Source organism: Streptomyces sp. NPDC086766, assembly GCF_044746005.1.
Taxonomy (GTDB): domain Bacteria; phylum Actinomycetota; class Actinomycetes; order Streptomycetales; family Streptomycetaceae; genus Streptomyces.
This window is the reverse complement of the sequence record NZ_JBIVBI010000011.1, coordinates 87,961-106,358: the sequence shown is the minus strand read 5'-3', so window position 1 is coordinate 106,358 and position 18,398 is coordinate 87,961. Positions and strand designations below refer to the sequence as shown.

The window sequence follows — 18,398 nt, the reverse complement described above, 5'->3', positions numbered from 1 at the left end:
CATGCCCGCCGGCCAGGCCCGTGATCGCGGTCGCGGCCATACCTTCATAAAATCTTCAACCGACGTACAACCTTCCCCGGTGGTCGTGGATCTCACCTCGTGAGTCAACAGACTCCAAGATCGCTTGGGCCCCGCGCCGCCGAAGACGAGCCGTACGGAACGACGTGCGGCGGGGCCCCTTCTCCCACTGGGGAACGCATGCGTATTCGCGCCACTGTGGCCGCCGTCTCCGGCGCCCTGGCCCTCGCCGCCTTCGCCGTGCCCGCCGCGCACGCCACCGGTGCCCCGTCCTACAAGGCGCAGGCCGAGAAGGCCCTTTCCGCCTCCGGCAAGTCCGCCTACACCGCCACCACCGCCGCGGACCTGGGCGTCACCTTCTCGAACCTGAAGATCGCCTCCGCGGTCAAGGTCGGCACGACCAACCACGTCTCCACCACGGTCACCTACACGATGACCTTCGGGTCGGGCTACCAGCTGGGCGGCGACGACTTCGACAACGGCCCGTTCATCTACAAGGGCTCGCTCGACGCCCCGGACAACATGCTGTTCGGCGACGCCCCGGCGACCTGCACGGCCACCTCGTCGACGACCGCCTCCTGCAAGGGCCTCATCGACATCTACCCGGCCGACGGCGAACTGCTCAACTCCGACGCCGGCACCTGGTCGGCCGGCGCGCTGGCCTTGCAGTACAGCACCAACGACGACTCCATCCAGGGCGGCCTGGGCACCACCAAGGTCCAGCGCTACTCCAAGCTGACCGTCAACGCCTCGCCGGAGCCCGTCTACAAGGGCAAGACCATCACCGTCACCGGCAAGCTCTCCCGGGCCAACTGGGAGGATAACGCCTACCACGGCTACACCAACCAGTACGTGAAGCTGCAGTACCGCAAGGCGGGCACCAGCACCTACACGACGCTCAAGACCATCAAGTCGGACTCGTACGGCAACCTGAAGACCACCACCACCGCGAGCGCCGACGGCTACTACCGCTACAGCTTCGCGGGCACCACGACCACCCCGGCGGTCAACGCCACGGGTGACTACGTCGACGTGAAGTAACACCCCGGTGCACCGTCGCTCCCGACTTGTCCGGGGGCGGCGGTGCGTCGCGTAATGAGCACGTCAAGCGTTGCGCATCCCGCGACAAAATCGTGAGGGCCGCCTACAACCCTCTTCGCCGGTCGCGGATCTGATCGCGTGAGTCAACAGACTCCACGATCACATGGGGCCCGCCACGCCGACGACGAGCCGGGCGGAACGACCGTACGGCCGACCGGCGCCCGGGCTCCCTTTCTCCACCCTGGGGAACGCACATGCGCATACGAGCCACCGTGGCCGCCGTCTCCGGCGCCCTGGCCCTCTCCGCCCTCGTCGTGCCGGCCGCGCAGGCCGCCGGTTCGGCCCCGGCCACCGGGACGAGCGGCACGCCGTACACCCTGGACGTCAGCTTCTCCAACTACAAGATCGCCTCGGCGATCAAGGTGGGCACCACCAACAAGGTCAGCACCAAGGTCACCTACACGCTGACCCACGGCTCCGGCGTCGACATCACGGCGAGCGACTTCTACACGGACCCGTTCCTGTACCGCGGCTCCTTCGACGCCCCGGACAAGGAGCTCTACGGCGACAATCCCGCCACCTGCACCGCCACCTCGTCGACCACCGCGAACTGCACGGCGACCATCGACATCTACCCGGCCGACGGCGACCTGGTGAACGCGGACGCCGGCAGCTGGAATGCCGCCGCCGAGGCCGTGGCCTTCAACGGCCAGGACCAGGGCAACCCCGACATGAGCAAGGTCGGCTACAAGGACCAGGGCGGCCTCGGCGCCACCAAGGTCCAGCGCTACTCCAAGCTGACCGTCAACGCCGGCCCCGAGCCCGTCGCCAAGGGCAAGACCCTGACCGCGACCGGCAAGCTCTCCCGCGCCAACTGGGAGGACGGCCTGTACCACGGCTACACCAACCAGCCGGTCAAGCTCCAGTTCCGCAAGGCGGGCACGACCACGTACACCACCGTCAAGACGGTGTACTCCGACTCCTACGGCAACGTGAAGACCACCACCACCGCCAACTACGACGGCTACTGGCGCTTCAGCTTCGCCGGCACCTCGACCACCCCGGCGGTCAACGCCACGGGTGACTACGTCGACGTGCAGTAAGCGACCCCGCTAGGCGGGGAAGCGGCGGCCGACCCACTTCCACAGCAGTTCCAGGGCGGCCGCCGCCACCGCGGCGATGCCCACCGCGACCCACGGCAGCGTCGTCCCCACCAGCTGCAGCGCGAAGAAGCGCTGGAGCCCGGGGACGACGAGCACGCACAGGAACGCGGCCCCCATGGCCGCCACCAGCGCGATCCGCCACCAGGTGTACGGCCGGGCGATGATCGCCAGCACCCACATCGAGACCAGGAAGAGCGTCAGCGTCGCCGCGCTGGTCTCCGCCTCCAGGGAGCCCGGCCCGGTGTAGTGGTGCCGGGCGACGAGATAGGCGGCGAAGGTCGCCACGGCGGCCACCACCCCGCCCGGCACCGCGTAGCGCATGACCCGCCGGACGAAGTGCGGGCGGGCCCGCTCCGTGTTGGGGGCCAGCGCCAGGAAGAAGGCCGGGACCCCGATGGTGAGGGTGGACAGCAGGGTCAGGTGCCGTGGCAGGAACGGGTACTCCACCTGCCAGGCGGTGACCAGCAGGGCCAGCAGCACCGAGTAGACCGTCTTCACCAGGAACAGGGTCGCGACCCGGGTGATGTTGCCGATGACCCGGCGCCCCTCGGCGACCACCGACGGCAGGCCGGCGAAGCTGTTGTCCAGCAGCACGATCTGCGCCACGGCCCGGGTGGCCTCGGACCCCGAGCCCATCGACACGCCGATGTCGGCGTCCTTCAGCGCGAGCACGTCGTTCACGCCGTCGCCGGTCATCGCGACCGTGTGCCCGCGCGACTGCAGGGCTCCCACCATGTCCCGCTTCTGCCGCGGGGTGACCCGCCCGAACACCGTGCCCTCCTCCAGCACCCGGGCCATGCCGTCGCGGTCGGCGGGCAGCCGGCGCGCGTCGACGGCGGTGCCGGTGAGGCCGACCTTCGCGGCGACCGCGCCGACGGAGACCACGTTGTCGCCGGAGATGACCTTGGCGCGCACGTTCTGCGCGGTGAAGTAGCCGAGCGTCCCGGCGGCGTCGGGACGCAGCCGCTGCTCCAGCACGACCAGGGCGGCGGGCGTGACGGACCGGGTGATGCCGGGGTCGTCGAGGTCGCCGCCCGCGCGGGCGAGCAGCAGCACCCGCAGACCCCGTTCGTTCAGCCGTCCGGTCTCGGCGAGGGCGGGGGAGCCGTCGGGCAGCAGTACGTCGGGGGCGCCGAGCAGCCACGTGCTCGCCTGCCCGTCGCCCTCGCTGAAGGTGGCGCCGCTGTACTTGCGGGCGGAGGAGAAGGGCAGCGACTCCACGCAGCGCCACTCCTCGCTGTCCGGGTAGGCGTCGATGATCGCCCGCAGGGAGGCGTTCGGGCGCGGGTCGGACTCGCCGAGGGCGCCGAGCACCCGGCGGACGTACGCCTCGTCGTAGCCGTCCAGGGCCCTGAGCTCGCTGACGTCCATGCCGCCCTCGGTGAGCGTGCCGGTCTTGTCCAGGCACACGGTGTCGACGCGGGCGAGGCCCTCGATGGCGGGCAGCTCCTGGACCAGGCACTGCCTGCGGCCGAGCCGGATGACGCCGATGGCGAAGGCGACGGAGGTGAGGAGCACCAGCCCCTCCGGGACCATGGGCACGATCCCGCCGACGGTCCGGGCGACGGAGTCCTTGAGGGCGCTGTGCTTCACCACGAGCTGGCTGACGACCAGGCCGACCGCGGTCGGGACCATCATCCACGTGACGTACTTGAGGATCGTGGAGATCCCGGTGCGCAGCTCGGAGTGGACGAGGGTGAAGCGGGAGGCCTCCTCGGCGAGCTGGGCTGCGTAGGCCTCGCGGCCGACCTTGGCCGCCTGGTAGGCGCCGCCGCCGGCGACGACGAAGCTGCCGGACATGACGGTGGCGCCGGGCCGCTTGAGGACCGGGTCGGCCTCGCCGGTGAGCAGCGACTCGTCGATCTCGAGACCGTCGGCCTCGACGCAGACGCCGTCCACGACGATCTTGTCGCCCGGGCCGACCTCCAGCAGGTCGTCGAGGACGATCTCGCCGGTGCCGACCTCGGCGGCGACGCCGTCGCGCCGGACGGTGGGCCGCGCCTCCCCGATCACGGCCAGCGAGTCGAGGGTCTGCTTGGCACGCCACTCCTGGACGATGCCGATCCCGGTGTTGGCGAGGATCACGAAACCGAAGAGGCTGTCCTGGATCGGCGCGACGAACAGCATGATCAGCCAGAGCACACCGATGATCGCGTTGAACCGGGTGAGGACGTTCGCACGGACGATCTCGGTCAGGGAACGGCTGCTGCGCACCGGTACGTCGTTGACCTGCCCCCGTGCGACGCGCTCCGCGACCTCGGCGGCGGTGAGCCCGCCCGCCCGCACCGGCGCGCGCACGGGGTGCACCTCGGCCGGCCCGGCGCCCGCGTCGATGTGCGTCATGCCTTCGACGGTACGTGCGGATGTGCGGCTTCACCCGCCGAGTGGGCGCAGGATCCGACCTGAGGAGGAGGGGGCGTCGTACGGCGGCTGGACCCCGGGCGTCACTCCGCCGACGTCGGCTGCTGCTCCGATTCGGGCGCGGGCGCGTCCGCCGCGCGCCGGAGCGCGGCGTCGCGCCCGCGGACGTACCAGATGCCGATCAGGCCGAGGCCGGCGCCGGCCAGACAGGTCCAGACCCACCAGGCGCGGCCGTGGTCCTCGAGCCGGCCGTAGAAGGGAAGCTGGACCAGGAAGAGGACGAACCACACGATCGTGCCGCCGATGATGGTGGCTACCACGGGGCCCTCCAGGGGCTCCGGCGCCTCGTGCTTGGGGGTCCACTTCGCCATGGCCCTCAGCTTACGGCCCCTGTGCGGTGGCTCCTCGCGGCCGTCCGTGATCGTTTCGGATCCCTTGCCCGCCAACGGTCTACGCGCGGAGATAGCCTTTTGGCCTTCATATGTTCATACTGAAACGGTCTGAGTCTGGCCACTTCTGTTCGTAGGAAACACCAACAGAGTCCTGGGGGAGACCTGCTGGTGACCCGAAGGCGGCGAGGCTCGATCATGTTTCCGGCCCCCGGTACCCCCGTACCCCCCGCACCCCTGAGGTCTCCCGCATGTCCACCTCGGCCACCGCCAAGGCTCCCGCCCCCGAGCAGCCGGGCACGCCGCCCGCCTACGGCGCCCTCGACCGCTACTTCAAGATCTCCGAACGGGGCAGCACGCTGTCCCGCGAGATCCGCGGCGGTTTCGCCACCTTCTTCGCGATGGCGTACATCATCGTGCTGAACCCGATCATCCTGGGCAGCGCGAAGGACATGTACGGGCACCAGCTCGACAACGGCCAGCTGGTCACCGCCACCGCCGTGACCGCCGCGTTCACCACGCTCCTCATGGGTGTCATCGGCAACGTCCCGATCGCCCTGGCCGCCGGCCTCGGCGTGAACACGGTCGTCGCCCTCCAGCTCGCCCCGCGGATGTCGTGGCCCGACGCCATGGGCATGGTCGTGCTCGCCGGCTTCGTCGTCATGCTGCTGGTCGCCACCGGTCTGCGCGAGCGGGTCATGAACGCCGTGCCGCTCGGCCTGCGCAAGGGCATCGCCATCGGCATCGGCCTGTTCATCATGCTGATCGGCCTGGTCGACTCCGGCTTCGTCTCCCGCATCCCGGACGCCGCCCACACCACCGTCCCGCTCCAGCTCGGCGCCGACGGTCACCTCACCGGCTGGCCGGTCCTGATCTTCATCCTGGGCGCGCTCCTCACCCTCGCCCTGATCATCCGCAAGGTGCCCGGCGCGATCCTCATCTCGATCGTCGCCATGACGGTGCTCGCGATGGTCGTCGACGCCCTCGTCAAGGTGCCCTCCTGGGGCCTGACCACCCCGAAGTGGCCCGGCAACCCGGTCTCCACCCCCGACTTCGGCCTGATCGGCAAGGTCAGCCTCTTCGGCGGCTTCTCCAAGGTCGGCCTGCTGACCGGCGTCCTCTTCGTCTTCACCGTGCTGCTGTCGTGCTTCTTCGACGCGATGGGCACGATCATGGGCGTCAGCGACGAGGCCAAGCTCACGGACGCGCAGGGCCAGATGCCCGGCATCAACAAGGTCCTCTTCGTCGACGGCATCGCCGTCGCGGCGGGCGGCGCGAGCTCCTCCTCGGCCACCACCTGCTTCGTGGAGTCCACGGCCGGCGTCGGCGAGGGCGCCCGCACCGGTTTCGCCAACGTGATCACCGGCGCGCTGTTCGCCGTGGCGCTCTTCCTCACCCCGATCGCCACCATGGTCCCGTCCCAGGCGGCCACCCCGGCCCTGCTCGCGGTCGGCTTCCTGATCCTGGCGGGCTCGGTCAAGGACATCGACTGGGCGGACTTCACGATCGCCGTCCCGGCCTTCATCACCATGGTGATGATGCCGTTCACCTACTCGATCACCAACGGCATCGGCATGGGCTTCATCACCTTCGCGGTGCTGCGCCTGGCGGTCGGCCGCGGCCGCGAGGTCCCGGCGGCGATGTACGTGGTGGCGGCGGTCTTCGCCTTCTACTACCTGATGCCGGCCCTGGGCCTGACCTGATCCCGTTCGACGGGGTCACGCGAGACCCGCGCCCGCCCTCCCGCGGCGCCCGCGCTCACGTGACCCCGTAGAACTTCTCCGTCTCCTCGACGGCGGTCTGGAACCGCTCGTCGAAGTCATCGCGAATGAGCGTTCGGACGACATAGTCCTGGACGCTCATTCCCCTTTTCGCGGCGTGGCACCGGAGCCGTTCGAGCAGCTCACGGTCCATACGCAGGCTGAGCACGCTGGTCCCCATGGCAACGAGGGTCGCCGCACGCTTCCGCGCGACGTGTCATGTTCCGCGCCGGGATCACCCGTATGGGTGATCTCTGGGCGATCCGCCCCCGCAGTGGCCAGGGTCACGGGCACGTGGATGCCTCCCCGTTGGTCTTTAGTCAGAGTAATGAGTTACTCTAAAGAACATGCCGGACCTTACCCATGGCGACGACGCTGCCGCCGTGAACGCCCTGCGCTCCGCCGTGATGCGGCTGTCCCGTCGGCTCAAGCACCAGCGCGTCGACGAGTCGCTCAGCCCCACCGAGATGTCGGTGCTGGGCACCCTGTCCAACTGCGGCAGCGCCACCCCGGGCGAGCTCGCCCGCAAGGAGCACGTCCAGCCGCCGTCGATGACCCGCATCGTCGCGCTGCTGGAGGCCAAGGGCCTGGTCCGTCTGGAGCCGCACCCCGAGGACCGGCGCCAGAAGGTCGTCACCAGGACCGAGCAGGCCGAGACCATGCTCGAGGAGAGCCGCCGCAAGCGGAACGCCTTCCTGGCCGGCCTGGTCGACGGCCTCGACGAGGACGAGTGGGCGAAACTGCGCGCCGCCGCCCCCGTACTGGAGAAGCTCGCGCACCTGTAAGCACGCCAACGAGGAGGCGACCCTTTTGAGTACGGGATCCGGAGCAGACTCCGCCCCCGCACCAGCCGCCCACTACTCCCCGCCCGCCCCCCGCAGCGGCACGTCCGCGAAGTCCTCGATGTTCAGCTCGCTGCGGATCCGGAACTACCGCCTCTTCTTCATCGGCCAGGTGGTCTCCAACACCGGCACCTGGATGCAGCGCATCGCCCAGGACTGGCTGGTGCTCGGACTCACCGGCTCCTCCGCGGCCGTCGGCATCACCACCGCCCTGCAGTTCCTGCCGATGCTCCTCTTCGGCCTCTACGGCGGGGTCCTGGTCGACCGCCTGCCCAAGCGCCCCGCGCTGCTGGTCACCCAGTCCGCCATGGCCGTCACCGGCCTCGCGCTCGCCGCCCTCACCCTCACCGGCCACGTCCAGGTCTGGCACGTCTACCTCGCCGCCTTCGCCGTCGGCCTCGCCACGGTCGTCGACAACCCGGCCCGCCAGTCCTTCGTCTCCGAGATGGTCGGCCCGAAGCAGCTGCAGAACGCGGTCAGCCTGAACTCCGCCAACTTCCAGTCCGCCCGCCTGGTGGGCCCCGCCGTCGCGGGCGTCCTGATCACCGGCGTCGGCACCGGCTGGGCGTTCCTCCTCAACGGCCTGTCCTTCGCCGCCCCCATCGCCGGCCTGCTGCTGATGCGCGCCCGCGAGCTGCACGCCGTCGAGCGCGCCCCGCGCGGAAAGGGCCAGCTCCGCGAGGGCCTGCGCCACGTCGCCGGGCGGCCGGAGCTGATCTGGCCGATCGTCCTGGTCGGCTTCATCGGCACCTTCGGCTTCAACTTCCCGGTCTGGCTGTCCGCCTACGCCGACGACGTCTTCCACGCCGGGGCCGGCGCCTACAGCCTCTTCAACACGCTGATGGCGGTCGGCTCGCTGGTGGGCGCGCTGCTCGCCGCCCGGCGCGGCACCGCCCGGCTGCGCGTGCTGATCGCCGCGGCGGCCGCCTTCGGCACGCTGGAGATCGTGGCCGCGCTGACCCCGTCGTACTGGCCGTTCGCGCTGCTGATGATCCCGATCGGGATCTTCGGCCTGACGGTCAACGTCACCGCGAACACCGCCGTCCAGATGGCCACCGACCCGGCCATGCGCGGGCGGGTGATGGCCCTGTTCATGATGGTCTTCATGGGCGGCACACCGCTGGGCGCGCCGGTCGTCGGCTGGGTCACCGACGTCTACGGACCCCGCATCGGCTTCGTCCTCGGCGGCGCGGTCTCGGTCGCCGCCGCCGTCACCGTCGGCCTGCTGCTCGCCCGGGTGGGCGGCCTGCGCCTGTCGGTGGGCTGGCGGAGCGGCCACCCGCACGTCCGCTTCGTACCCCGCGAGTGCCGGGAGGAGCCGGCGCCGGCGTAGGTCCCGGCCCCGGCCCCGCCGGGGGCCGGTTCAGTCCCGGGGGAACTCGTCGGTCCTGAGGACCAGGCCGACGGGGGTGTCGGTCAGGTCGATCTCCTTGCCGAAGTCGAGGGTGAGTTCGCCGCGGTACGCGCCGTCCTTCGGCAGGGTGTGCAGGTGCCATGTGCCGGTGTACGGGTTCACGATCACGTACACCGGCACTTCCGCAGCGGCGTAGGCGGCCTTCTTCGGCCCGTAGTCGTTGCGGGCGGTGTCCCTGGAGATCACCTCGGCGACGAACTCGACGTCCTCGTGGCGCCAGTGGCCCTTGGCGTCCTTGCGGGCGTCCTCCACGAGCGCCACGACGTCGGACGCGAACCCGTTGAGGTGCCCGGGGTAGTCGATACGGACGTCGGACTTCACACGCTTGCGCGGGTACGCGGTCCGCAGTTGTTCGTAGATGTCCGCGATGATCTCCCAGTGGGTGTCCCGCTGCGGCGTCACGAAGATGCCCCCCCCGACGATCTCGGTCTTGAAACCCTCGGGGATGTGCATCCGCTGCAGCCACTCGAACATCTGGTCGAGGGTGAGCTCTTCGCCCTGGTCGGCCATCTCGGTCCTGTCTGCCAGAACAGTCACTGTGCCGCTCCTCCCCGCTGCTGCCTGGTCGCATGCAGCCGCGCGGTACAACGATACGCACGGTCACCAGGGCACGCCCGCGCGTACAGACGTGCGAGAGCGACACTGGTGGCATGAGGCTCTTCGCCGCCGTGCTGCCGCCGGAGGACGTTCTCCGCGAGGTCGAGCGCGCGGTCGCCGGGCTGCGGAGGCTGCCCGGCGCGGCGGATCTGCGCTGGACCGGGCGTCCCGCCTGGCACTTCACGCTCGCCTTCTACGGCGAGGTCGACGAGGAACTCGTACCGGAGCTGTCGGCCCGGCTGGAGCGCGCGGCCCTGCGCACCGAGCCGTTCCCGCTGGCCCTGCGCGGCGGGGGGCAGTTCGGGCGGGGCCGGGCGCTGTGGGCCGGAGCGGAGGGCGACCTGGCGACCCTGCGGCTGCTGGCCGACCGCTCGGAGGCGGCGGCGCGCAAGGCGGGCCTGCCGATGGGGGAGCACCGCCCCTACAAGGCCCACCTGACGGTCGCGCGCAGCCGGGCCGCGGTGGACGTCCGGCCGCATGTGCGGGCCCTGGGCGCCTTCGGCAGCCGCCGGTGGACGGTGGACGAGGTGATCATGTTCCGCAGCCATCTGCCGACGTCCGGGGTGCCCGGCGAGCAGCCCCGGTACGAACCGGTCGCCCGCTGGCCGCTCGGCCGGTCCGGTTAACCTCGACTACGTGGACCCGAAGACCCGAAACCGGATCATGGCCGGTGCGCTCGTGCTGATGTTCGCCGTCGTCGCCGTGGCCGCCGCGCTCGGCAGGTGAACGCCGGGCGCGGCGGCCCGGACGCGCCCCGGCGAGGGACACCCCCGGGCGCACCCGATGTGTCTTGGCGGGGACACTCCCGGACACGCCCGGATGCGGCTCAGCGAGGGACACATCCGGACGTGCCGCGGCGCGTGACGCGGACGCCCGTCACCAGGCGAAGGCCTCCGGGGACGGCCCCGGGCCCGGGAAGATCTCGTCCAGCGAGGCCAGCAGCTCCTCCGAGAGCTCCAGCTCCGCCGCCCGCAGCGCGGAGGCGAGCTGCTCGGCGGTGCGCGGACCGACGATCGGGCCGGTCACGCCCGGCCGGGTGAGCAGCCAGGCCAGCGCGACCTCGCCGGGCTCCAGGCCGTGCTTGTCGAGCAGGTCCTCGTACGCCTGGATCCTGGCGCGCGCGGAGGGGTCGGCCAGGGTCTCGGCGGCGCGTCCGGAGGCGCGCCGGCCCCCCTGGGCCTGCTTCTTGAGCACACCGCCCAGCAGGCCCCCGTGCAGCGGCGACCAGGGGATGACCCCGAGCCCGTAGTCCCGGGCGGCCGGGATGACCTCCATCTCGGCGCGGCGCTCGGCGAGGTTGTAGAGGCACTGCTCGCTGACCAGGCCGATGGTGCCGTGGCGGCGGGCGGCGATCTCGTTGGCCTGGGCGATCTTGTAGCCGGGGAAGTTGGAGGAGCCGACGTAGAGGATCTTCCCCTGCTGGACGAGGACGTCGACGGCCTGCCAGATCTCCTCGAAGGGGGTGTCGCGGTCGATGTGGTGGAACTGGTAGACGTCGATGTGGTCCGTGCGCAGCCGCTTGAGGCTGGCGTCGACGGCCCGCCGGATGTTGAGCGCGGAGAGCTTGTCGTGGTTGGGCCAGGCGGCGCCGTCCGCGCCCATGTTCGCGTACACCTTGGTGGCGAGGACCACCTTGTCCCGCCGGTCACCGCCCTGCGCGAACCAGTTGCCGATGATCGATTCGGTGCGGCCCTTGTTCTCGCCCCAGCCGTAGACGTTGGCGGTGTCGAAGAAGTTGATGCCGGCGTCCAGCGCCGCGTCCATGATCGCGTGACTGTCCGCCTCGTCGGTCTGCGGACCGAAGTTCATGGTCCCGAGAACGAGCCTGCCGACCTTGAGTCCTGTGCGTCCGAGCTGCGTGTACTCCATGGTCCCCCAGCCAACGTCCTGGAGTGCGCTCCATGCAAGGGGAGCCGGGCGCGGTCAGTCGCGGGGGAACTTGTCGGTCTTGAGGGTGAGGCCGAGCAAGGTGTCGGTGAGGTCCACGTCCGATCCGAAGTCGACCTTGGTGTCGATCGCGTAGTCGTCACCCTTGGGGTGCGTGTAGACGCGGCACCAGCCGCGGTCGGGGTCCACGATGAGGTAGACGGGGACCTCGGCGAGCGCGTAGGCGGTCTTCTTGGGGCCGTAGTCGTTGGCGGCGGTGCCTTGGGAGATCACCTCGGCGACGAACTCGACGTCCTCGTGACGCCAGTGTCCTTTCTCGTCCTTCTCCGCGGAGGCCTTGAGCAGGGCGACGTCCGGGCAGAAGCCGTTCTCGTGGCCGGGGAAGTCGATCCGGACGTCGGAGAGCACATTGACGTCCATCCCGAACCTGTCCTCGATGGCCCGCACGATCCGACGGATGATCACCCAGTGGGTGTCGCGCTGCGGCGTCGTGTGTACGTTGCCCCCGACGATCTCGACCCTGAATCCTTCGGGGACGGGCATCCGCTCGAGGCGCTCGAACCAGTCGTCCAAACGCTGGGTGTTGGCGTCGGCGTCGGCCATCGCGATCCTGTCTTCGAGGACGGTCATCGTGGCGCTCCTCCCCGACTGCCTCACGGACGAGTACAGCCGCGCAGTACAACGATACGCACGGTGACAAGGACACGGGCGGTCCCGCATATGCCAGGAGCAGGAGTCGCCCCGGCTCAGTCGTCCCCGTACTCCCCGCCCCACCCCCACGCCTGGTGCATCGCGTCCGCGAAGGCCTGGGCCAGGCGGTGCTCGCCACTCGCGTTGGGGTGCGTCCCGTCGTACGTGTCCGCGTGGATGTCGTACGCCTCCGGCGGCGAGGCCAGGAGCAGCGGGGAGCGGGGTTCGTCGAGGTCCGCGACCGTCTTCGCCAGGAGTTCGTTGAAGCGGGTCACCTGCTCGGCGAAGGGCGGGTCCGACGCGGCCCGCACGTTCGGGATCACCGGGAGCAGCACCATGCGGATGCGCGGGTTCGCCTCGCGGGCCCCGGCCACGAAGGCCCGCGCGTTCTCCGCGGTCTGCTCCGCGTTCGTGTAGAAGCCCAGGTCGATCAGGCCCAGGGAGACGAGCAGCACGTCCGCCCGGCAGGCGCGCACCTCCCCGCCGATCAGTGGCGCCATGTGCATCCAGCCCTCGCCCCAGCCCGCCAGGTGGCGGCGGGGGAACTCCGGGTCGGCGTACAGGTGCGACGTCGGCGCGTCCGCCGTCTTGTCGTACAGCGTCTCGCGCGGGCCGACGAGCGTGAACGGGCCGCCGTAGGTGGCGCACAGGTGCTGCCACAGCCGGTACCGCCATGTGTGTTCGCCCGCGCTTCCGATCGTCATGGAGTCACCGACGGGCATGAACCTGAGCATCCGCTCATGATGGACGATCAGCGCTCCGGCGCGGGCCCCGGTGGGGTGTGAGGCCCACCACGCCGGTGAACGGCCGTGCCGGATGGCAGGCTTGGCCCATGCGCCGACCGTTCGCCCTCCTCGCCGGAGTCCTCCTCGCGGGTGCGTCCGCCGTGCCCGCGTCCGCCGTGCCCGCGTCCGCCGTGCCCGCCTCCGCCGCCGGCGGGGACGGCGGCGACGGCGGTTTCACGATCAGGGATCCGAGGATCAAGGAGTCCAGCGGCCTCGCGGCCTCGCGCCTGCACCCGGGCGTCTACTGGACCCACAACGACAGTGACGACGGCCCGTACCTCTACGCCGTGGACGGCCGGACCGGGCGGACCGTCGCCACCGTCACCCTCAGCGGCGTCGGCAGGCCGCGGGACGTGGAGGCCGTCTCGATCGGACCCCGCAACCAGATCTACGTCGGAGACATCGGCGACAACCTCGGCGGGACCTGGCCCTACGTGTGGATCTACCGGCTGCCCGAGCCGAAGGAGCTCAGGGACCAGACGATCCGGGCCACGCAGTACGTGGTGAAGTACGCGGACGGCCCCCGGGACGCCGAGTCGCTCGTCGTGCACCCGAGGACGGGGCGCGTGTACCTCATCGACAAGAAGGAGAACGGCGGCCACCTGTACGAGGGGCCCGCCCGGCTCTCCCCGTCCGGGGCGAACGTCTTCAGGCCCGTCGCCCCCGTCGACCTGTGGGCCACCGACGCCGCCTTCTCGCCCGACGGCGAACGGCTCGCCGTGCGCGGCTACTTCGGCGGCATCCTCTACGCCTTCGACGGCGGGCGGATCAGGCGCGTGGGCCAACTGGACGTGCCGCTCCAGGGCCAGGGGGAGTCGGTCACCTACAGCGCCGACGGCAGCAAGCTGCTCTACGGCAGCGAGGGTGAGAACAGCCCCGTGCAGGCGGAGGACGCGCCGGGCGGGGGCTCGGCCAAGTCGCCCTCGGCGAGAGGCGGTTCGGCCTCCGGTGGCTCCGGCAGCGCCGGTGCGGGCAGCGGACTGAAGGCCGGCGCCGTCGCCGTGGCCGTCGCGGCGGCCGCCGTCTTCGCGCTGAGCCGCCTGCGCCGCCGCCGCTGAGCGGACGGCGAAGGGGGGCGCCCGGACCTCGCCGGGCGCCCCCCTTTCGGTGGGCCGTGGGCCGGGGACTACAGCTTGTCGATCACGTAGTCGACGCACTTCGTGAGCGCCTCGACGTCCGCCGGGTCGATCGCCGGGAACATCGCGACGCGGAGCTGGTTGCGGCCGAGCTTGCGGTACGGCTCGGTGTCGACGATGCCGTTGGCGCGCAGCGCCTTGGCGACGGCCGCCGCGTCGATCTCGTCGGCGAAGTCGATCGTGCCGATGACCTGGGAGCGCTTGGCCGGGTCGGAGACGAACGGGGTCGCGTACTTGCTCTCCTCCGCCCAGCCGTACAGGCGGGTCGAGGAGTCCTTGGTGCGGGCCGTGGACCAGGCCAGACCGCCCTGGCCGTTGAGCCACTCCAGCTGCTCGTTGAGCAGGAAGAGGGTGGCGAGGGCGGGGGTGTTGTACGTCTGGTTCTTGCGCGAGTTGTCGATCGCCGTCGGCAGGCTGAAGAACTCCGGCACATGGCGGCCGGAGGCGTGCACGCGCTCGGCGCGCTCGATCGCCGCCGGGGAGAAGACGCCGATCCACAGGCCGCCGTCGGAGGCGAAGGACTTCTGCGGGGCGAAGTAGTAGACGTCCGTCTCGGCGACGTCGACCGGCAGGCCGCCGGCGCCGGAGGTGGCGTCGACCAGCACCAGGGCGCCGTCGTCGGCTCCGGGCACGCGCCTGATCGGCATGGCGACACCGGTCGAGGTCTCGTTGTGGGTGAAGGCGTAGACGTCGACGCCCGCCTCGGCCACGGCCTCCGGATGCGTGCCGGGGTCGGCGGCGACGACCGTCGGCTCGGCCAGCCAGGGGGCGAGCTTGGCGGCCTTGGCGAACTTGGAGCTGAACTCGCCGAAGGTGAGGTGCTGCGACTTGTTCTCGATCAGGCCGTGGGTCGCGATGTCCCAGAACGCGGTGGACCCGCCGTTGCCGAGGATCACCTCGTAGCCGTCCGGCAGGGAGAACAGGTCGCGGATGCCCTCGCGCACCTTGCCGACCAGGTTCTTGACCGGTGCCTGGCGGTGGGAGGTGCCCATGAGGGACGTGCCCGTCGCGGCGAGGGCGTCCAGCGCCTCCGTCCGCACCTTGGAGGGACCCGCGCCGAAACGTCCGTCCGCGGGCTTGATGTCAGAGGGAATCCGGATCTCAGCCACGTGCCGGAGGGTATCTCTTCGGTGAAACCGGACGGAACCGTGTCCGTTCGATGAGACGACTCCTTCAGCCCTTGGGCTTGTGGGGACCTACGAGGTTGACGGGCCGCCGGGGCCGGGGCGGCGGGTGCGCGGAGGACGGGGGTGCGCGGGGACGGGCGGTGCGCGCCGGATGGCCGGGGCGCGCGCGGGGACGGCGGGTGCGCGCGTGGGCCGCCGGTGCGCGCGGGCATCCTGGAGCCATGACGGATGTACCGGGTCTGCGGGCGGAGTTGCGCGAGGTCGTCCGGGGGGAGGTGGGGTTCGGGGTCACGGACCGCGCCCTGGTCACCATGGACGCGTCCAACTACCGGCGGGTCCCGCTGGGCGTGGTGGCGCCGCGGGACGCCGACGACGTGGCGGCCGTGCTGGAGGTGTGCCGGGGGCGCGGGGTGCCGGTGGTGGCGCGCGGCGGCGGCACGTCGATCGCGGGCCAGGCCACCGGGACGGGGGTGGTCCTGGACTTCACCCGGCACATGAACCGGGTGCTGGGGATCGACCCGGAGGCGCGGACCGCCGTCGTGCAGCCGGGGCTGGTGCTCGACCGCCTCCAGGAGGCCGCCGCGCCGCACGGCCTGCTCTTCGGCCCCGACCCGTCCACGCACGGCAGGTGCACGCTCGGCGGCATGATCGGCAACAACTCCTGCGGGGCGCACTCGGTGGCCTGGGGGACGACGGCGGACCACGTGCGGGAGCTGTCGGTGGTCACCGCGCGCGGGCGGCGGCTGAGGCCCGGTCCCGGCTGGGCCGGGGCCCCGGACGGGCTGCGGGAGCTGGTCGAGGGGGAGTCGGCCCGGCTGCGGACCGGGTTCCCGGACCTGCCCCGCCGTATCTCCGGCTACGCGCTGGACGCCCTGCTGCCCGAGCGGGGCGGGGACGTCGCCCGCTCCCTCTGCGGTTCGGAGGGCACGCTGGGCGTGCTGACGGAGGCGGTGGTCGGGCTGGTCGAGGCGCCCCGGGCGCGGGCGCTCGCGGTGCTGGGGTACGCCGACGAGAGCGGCGCCGCCGACGCCGCGGCCGGGCTGACGCCGTATCGGCCGCTCACGGTGGAGGGGATGGCCCGCGACCTGGTGCCGGACGCCACCGCGCTGCCCCAGGGCGGAGCCTGGCTGTTCGTGGAGACCGGCGGCCGCTCGGGGGCCGAGGCCCGCGCGCGGGCGGAGGCGGTCGTGCGCGCGGCCGACGCCGTGGACGCGCTGGTGGTGACGGACGAGGCGGCGCAGCGGGCGTTGTGGCGCGTCCGGGAGGACGCGAGCGGCACGGCCACCCGGATGCCGGACGGCTCGGAGGCGTGGCCGGGCTGGGAGGACTGCGCGGTGCCGCCGGCCCGGCTGGGCGCCTATCTGCGGGACTTCCGGGGGCTGCTGGCCGCGCACGGGCTGCGCGGCACGCCGTACGGGCACTTCGGCGACGGCTGCGTCCACGTCCGTATCGACTTCGACCTGCTGACGCGGGAAGGGGTCGGCCGTTTCCGGCGGTTCTCGCGGGAGCTGGCCGAGCTGGTGGTGGCGCACGGCGGCTCGCTGTCCGGGGAGCACGGCGACGGGCAGGCGCGGGCGGAGCTGCTGCCGGTGATGTACGGCGAGGAGACGGTCGCCCTCTTCGAGCGGGCCAAGGCCGTCTGGGACCCCGACGACCTGCTCAACCCCGGGATGCTGGTGCGTCCGGCGCCGCTCGACTCCGGCCTGCGCTTCTCCGTGCTGCCGCGCGAGCCCGTCGACGTGGCGTTCGGCTACCCGGCCGACGGCGGCGACTTCTCGGCGGCGGTGCGCCGCTGCGTCGGCGTCGCCAAGTGCCGTACGACGGAGGTGTCCGGGCCCGCCGTGATGTGCCCGTCCTTCCGTGCGACGGGGGAGGAGGAGCACTCCACGCGCGGGCGGGCCCGGCTGCTGCACGAGATGCTCGCGGGCGAGGTGGTGACGGGCGGCTGGCGGTCGCCGGAGGTGCGTGACGCGCTCGACCTGTGCCTGTCGTGCAAGGGCTGCCGCTCGGACTGCCCGGTCGGCGTCGACATGGCCACCTACAAGGCGGAGTTCCTGCACCACCACTACGCCGGGCGGCGCCGCCCGGCGTCCCACTACGTGATGGGCCGGCTCCCGGTGTGGCTGCGCTGGACGGCGCGTCTCCGCGCGGCGCCGGTCCTCGACGCGCTCGCCTCGGTGCGGCCGCTGGCGGCGGTGGCCAAACGGCTCGGCGGGATCACGCCGGAGCGGGACCTCCCACGGCTCGCGCGGGAGCCGTTCACCCGGTGGTGGCGGCGGCGCCGGGGCGCGGTCGGGGGCCCCGGCGAGCTGGTCGTCCTGTGGCCCGACACCTTCACCGAGCACCTGTCGCCGTCCGTGGGCCGGGCGGCCGTACGCGTGCTGGAGGCGGCCGGGCTGCGGGTGGCGCTCCCGCCGACCCTGCGGCTGCGCCGTCCCTCGGTGGGCGACGGCAGGTCGGCGGTCCTCGACCCGGTGGCGCTGCTGCGCGGCAGGGGCCGGGTCTGCTGCGGCCTCACCCATGTGTCGACCGGTCAGCTCGACCGGGCCCGTACGGTGCTGCGCCGCACCCTCGACCTGATGGCGCCGGTGCTGGAGACCGGCGCCCCGGTCGTCGTGCTGGAGCCGAGCTGCGCCGCCGCCCTGCGCACCGACCTGCCGGAGCTGCTGCACGACGACCCGCGGGCGCGGCGGCTGGCCGACCGGGTGCTCACCTTCGCCGAGACCCTGGAACGCCACGCGCCCGGCTGGCGGCCGCCCCGGCTGGACCGCCCGGTCGCCGGGCAGACCCACTGCCACCAGCACGCGGTGCTCGGTGACGCGGCCGACCGGCGGCTGCGTGCCGCGGCGGGCCTGACCGGCGAGCTGTCCGGCGGCTGCTGCGGCCTCGCCGGGAACTTCGGCTTCGAGCGGGGCCACTGGGAGGTGTCCCGCGCCTGCGCGGAGGAGCGGCTGCTGCCCTCGGTCCGGCGGGCCCCGGAAGCGGCGGTGGTCCTGGCCGACGGCTTCTCCTGCCGGACCCAGCTGGAACAGCTGGCGGGGGTGCGCGGACGGCATCTGGCGGAGGTGCTGGCAGAGGCCCTGGACGGGGAGGGGGCCTGACCTCCTCCCGGACGGGTACCGGCCGCCGAGGGCCGCGGAGCCGCCGGCCCGGGTCCCTCCGGTCTCGCGGGCCCGTGGCGTTCGGTA

At 72.0% G+C, this 18,398-nt stretch carries 16 protein-coding genes; 8 read left to right on the top strand and 8 right to left on the bottom strand.

All coding sequences use genetic code 11. The annotated features are described in order from the left end of the window. Window positions 1-198: 198 nt before the first annotated feature. Window positions 199-1,059, top strand: a complete 861-nt coding sequence (locus ACIPM1_RS20975) for a hypothetical protein (protein ID WP_402436868.1) — start codon at window positions 199-201, stop codon at window positions 1,057-1,059. Window positions 1,060-1,313: 254 nt separating this feature from the next. After that, on the top strand, window positions 1,314-2,162 hold the full coding sequence (locus ACIPM1_RS20970; RefSeq protein ID WP_402436866.1) for a hypothetical protein: 849 nt from the start codon (window positions 1,314-1,316) through the stop codon (window positions 2,160-2,162). Between the two features lie 9 nt (window positions 2,163-2,171). Here the strand turns inward: ACIPM1_RS20970 and ACIPM1_RS20965 are convergent, their stop codons facing one another. Both ACIPM1_RS20965 and ACIPM1_RS20960 read right to left on the bottom strand, forming a co-directional pair. Continuing rightward, window positions 2,172-4,565, bottom strand: coding sequence for an HAD-IC family P-type ATPase (locus ACIPM1_RS20965; RefSeq protein WP_402436864.1), 2,394 nt, complete (start codon window positions 4,563-4,565; stop codon window positions 2,172-2,174). A 101-nt stretch (window positions 4,566-4,666) separates the two neighbouring features. Then, window positions 4,667-4,954, bottom strand: coding sequence for a DUF2530 domain-containing protein (locus ACIPM1_RS20960; protein WP_356189026.1), 288 nt, complete (start codon window positions 4,952-4,954; stop codon window positions 4,667-4,669). Window positions 4,955-5,223: 269 nt separating this feature from the next. On the opposite strand from ACIPM1_RS20960, the gene ACIPM1_RS20955 reads away from it, so the two are divergent. Next, complete coding sequence (locus ACIPM1_RS20955; protein ID WP_356189024.1) at window positions 5,224-6,675, top strand: NCS2 family permease; 1,452 nt, start codon at window positions 5,224-5,226, stop codon at window positions 6,673-6,675. Between the two features lie 55 nt (window positions 6,676-6,730). On the opposite strand, the gene ACIPM1_RS20950 is transcribed toward ACIPM1_RS20955, so the two are convergent. Continuing rightward, complete coding sequence (locus ACIPM1_RS20950; protein WP_356189022.1) at window positions 6,731-6,913, bottom strand: ribbon-helix-helix protein, CopG family; 183 nt, start codon at window positions 6,911-6,913, stop codon at window positions 6,731-6,733. Window positions 6,914-7,079: 166 nt separating this feature from the next. Between ACIPM1_RS20950 and ACIPM1_RS20945 the strand changes: the two genes are divergently transcribed. Then, the gene (locus ACIPM1_RS20945) at window positions 7,080-7,517 is read left to right on the top strand and encodes a MarR family transcriptional regulator (protein WP_356189020.1); all 438 of its coding nucleotides are present in this window, start codon (window positions 7,080-7,082) and stop codon (window positions 7,515-7,517) included. Window positions 7,518-7,542: 25 nt separating this feature from the next. Next, on the top strand, window positions 7,543-8,907 hold the full coding sequence (locus ACIPM1_RS20940) for an MFS transporter (RefSeq protein ID WP_402436860.1): 1,365 nt from the start codon (window positions 7,543-7,545) through the stop codon (window positions 8,905-8,907). A 30-nt stretch (window positions 8,908-8,937) separates the two neighbouring features. On the opposite strand, the gene ACIPM1_RS20935 is transcribed toward ACIPM1_RS20940, so the two are convergent. Beyond that, window positions 8,938-9,525 carry a Uma2 family endonuclease gene (locus ACIPM1_RS20935; RefSeq protein ID WP_402436858.1) on the bottom strand — a complete coding sequence of 196 codons (588 nt, stop codon included), beginning with the start codon at window positions 9,523-9,525 and terminating at the stop codon, window positions 8,938-8,940. Between the two features lie 113 nt (window positions 9,526-9,638). On the opposite strand from ACIPM1_RS20935, the gene thpR reads away from it, so the two are divergent. Next, window positions 9,639-10,211, top strand: coding sequence for an RNA 2',3'-cyclic phosphodiesterase (thpR, locus tag ACIPM1_RS20930; protein ID WP_402436856.1), 573 nt, complete (start codon window positions 9,639-9,641; stop codon window positions 10,209-10,211). A gap of 250 nt (window positions 10,212-10,461) precedes the next feature. Here the strand turns inward: thpR and ACIPM1_RS20925 are convergent, their stop codons facing one another. The 3 genes from ACIPM1_RS20925 to ACIPM1_RS20915 form a co-directional block, all read right to left on the bottom strand. Beyond that, window positions 10,462-11,454 (bottom strand): aldo/keto reductase, encoded by a 993-nt coding sequence (locus tag ACIPM1_RS20925; protein ID WP_402436854.1) that lies wholly within the window; start codon window positions 11,452-11,454, stop codon window positions 10,462-10,464. A gap of 54 nt (window positions 11,455-11,508) precedes the next feature. Further along, window positions 11,509-12,102, bottom strand: coding sequence for a Uma2 family endonuclease (locus tag ACIPM1_RS20920; protein ID WP_402436852.1), 594 nt, complete (start codon window positions 12,100-12,102; stop codon window positions 11,509-11,511). Window positions 12,103-12,218: 116 nt separating this feature from the next. Further along, on the bottom strand, window positions 12,219-12,896 hold the full coding sequence (locus tag ACIPM1_RS20915; RefSeq protein WP_402436850.1) for an SGNH/GDSL hydrolase family protein: 678 nt from the start codon (window positions 12,894-12,896) through the stop codon (window positions 12,219-12,221). 98 nt (window positions 12,897-12,994) lie between these two features. On the opposite strand from ACIPM1_RS20915, the gene ACIPM1_RS20910 reads away from it, so the two are divergent. Then, window positions 12,995-14,005, top strand: a complete 1,011-nt coding sequence (locus tag ACIPM1_RS20910; RefSeq protein ID WP_402436848.1) for a WD40 repeat domain-containing protein — start codon at window positions 12,995-12,997, stop codon at window positions 14,003-14,005. A gap of 68 nt (window positions 14,006-14,073) precedes the next feature. Here the strand turns inward: ACIPM1_RS20910 and serC are convergent, their stop codons facing one another. Then, a complete protein-coding gene (gene serC, locus ACIPM1_RS20905; RefSeq protein WP_402436846.1) occupies window positions 14,074-15,192 on the bottom strand; it encodes a phosphoserine transaminase in 1,119 nt (372 codons plus the stop codon). A 239-nt stretch (window positions 15,193-15,431) separates the two neighbouring features. Between serC and ACIPM1_RS20900 the strand changes: the two genes are divergently transcribed. Next, complete coding sequence (locus ACIPM1_RS20900; protein ID WP_402436844.1) at window positions 15,432-18,311, top strand: FAD-linked oxidase C-terminal domain-containing protein; 2,880 nt, start codon at window positions 15,432-15,434, stop codon at window positions 18,309-18,311. Window positions 18,312-18,398: the final 87 nt, after the last annotated feature.

What these genes read in the sequence shown, in the direction of transcription:
- ACIPM1_RS20975 (WP_402436868.1), top strand. Translation starts at nt 199, where the DNA reads ATGCGTATTCGCGCCACTGTGGCCGCCGTCTCCGGCGCCCTGGCCCTC.
- ACIPM1_RS20970 (WP_402436866.1), top strand. Translation starts at nt 1,314, where the DNA reads ATGCGCATACGAGCCACCGTGGCCGCCGTCTCCGGCGCCCTGGCCCTC.
- ACIPM1_RS20965 (WP_402436864.1), bottom strand. Translation starts at nt 4,565, where the DNA reads ATGACGCACATCGACGCGGGCGCCGGGCCGGCCGAGGTGCACCCCGTG.
- ACIPM1_RS20960 (WP_356189026.1), bottom strand. Translation starts at nt 4,954, where the DNA reads ATGGCGAAGTGGACCCCCAAGCACGAGGCGCCGGAGCCCCTGGAGGGC.
- ACIPM1_RS20955 (WP_356189024.1), top strand. Translation starts at nt 5,224, where the DNA reads ATGTCCACCTCGGCCACCGCCAAGGCTCCCGCCCCCGAGCAGCCGGGC.
- ACIPM1_RS20950 (WP_356189022.1), bottom strand. Translation starts at nt 6,913, where the DNA reads ATGGGGACCAGCGTGCTCAGCCTGCGTATGGACCGTGAGCTGCTCGAA.
- ACIPM1_RS20945 (WP_356189020.1), top strand. Translation starts at nt 7,080, where the DNA reads ATGCCGGACCTTACCCATGGCGACGACGCTGCCGCCGTGAACGCCCTG.
- thpR (WP_402436856.1), top strand. Translation starts at nt 9,639, where the DNA reads ATGAGGCTCTTCGCCGCCGTGCTGCCGCCGGAGGACGTTCTCCGCGAG.
- ACIPM1_RS20925 (WP_402436854.1), bottom strand. Translation starts at nt 11,454, where the DNA reads ATGGAGTACACGCAGCTCGGACGCACAGGACTCAAGGTCGGCAGGCTC.
- ACIPM1_RS20920 (WP_402436852.1), bottom strand. Translation starts at nt 12,102, where the DNA reads ATGACCGTCCTCGAAGACAGGATCGCGATGGCCGACGCCGACGCCAAC.
- ACIPM1_RS20915 (WP_402436850.1), bottom strand. Translation starts at nt 12,896, where the DNA reads ATGCTCAGGTTCATGCCCGTCGGTGACTCCATGACGATCGGAAGCGCG.
- ACIPM1_RS20910 (WP_402436848.1), top strand. Translation starts at nt 12,995, where the DNA reads ATGCGCCGACCGTTCGCCCTCCTCGCCGGAGTCCTCCTCGCGGGTGCG.
- ACIPM1_RS20900 (WP_402436844.1), top strand. Translation starts at nt 15,432, where the DNA reads ATGACGGATGTACCGGGTCTGCGGGCGGAGTTGCGCGAGGTCGTCCGG.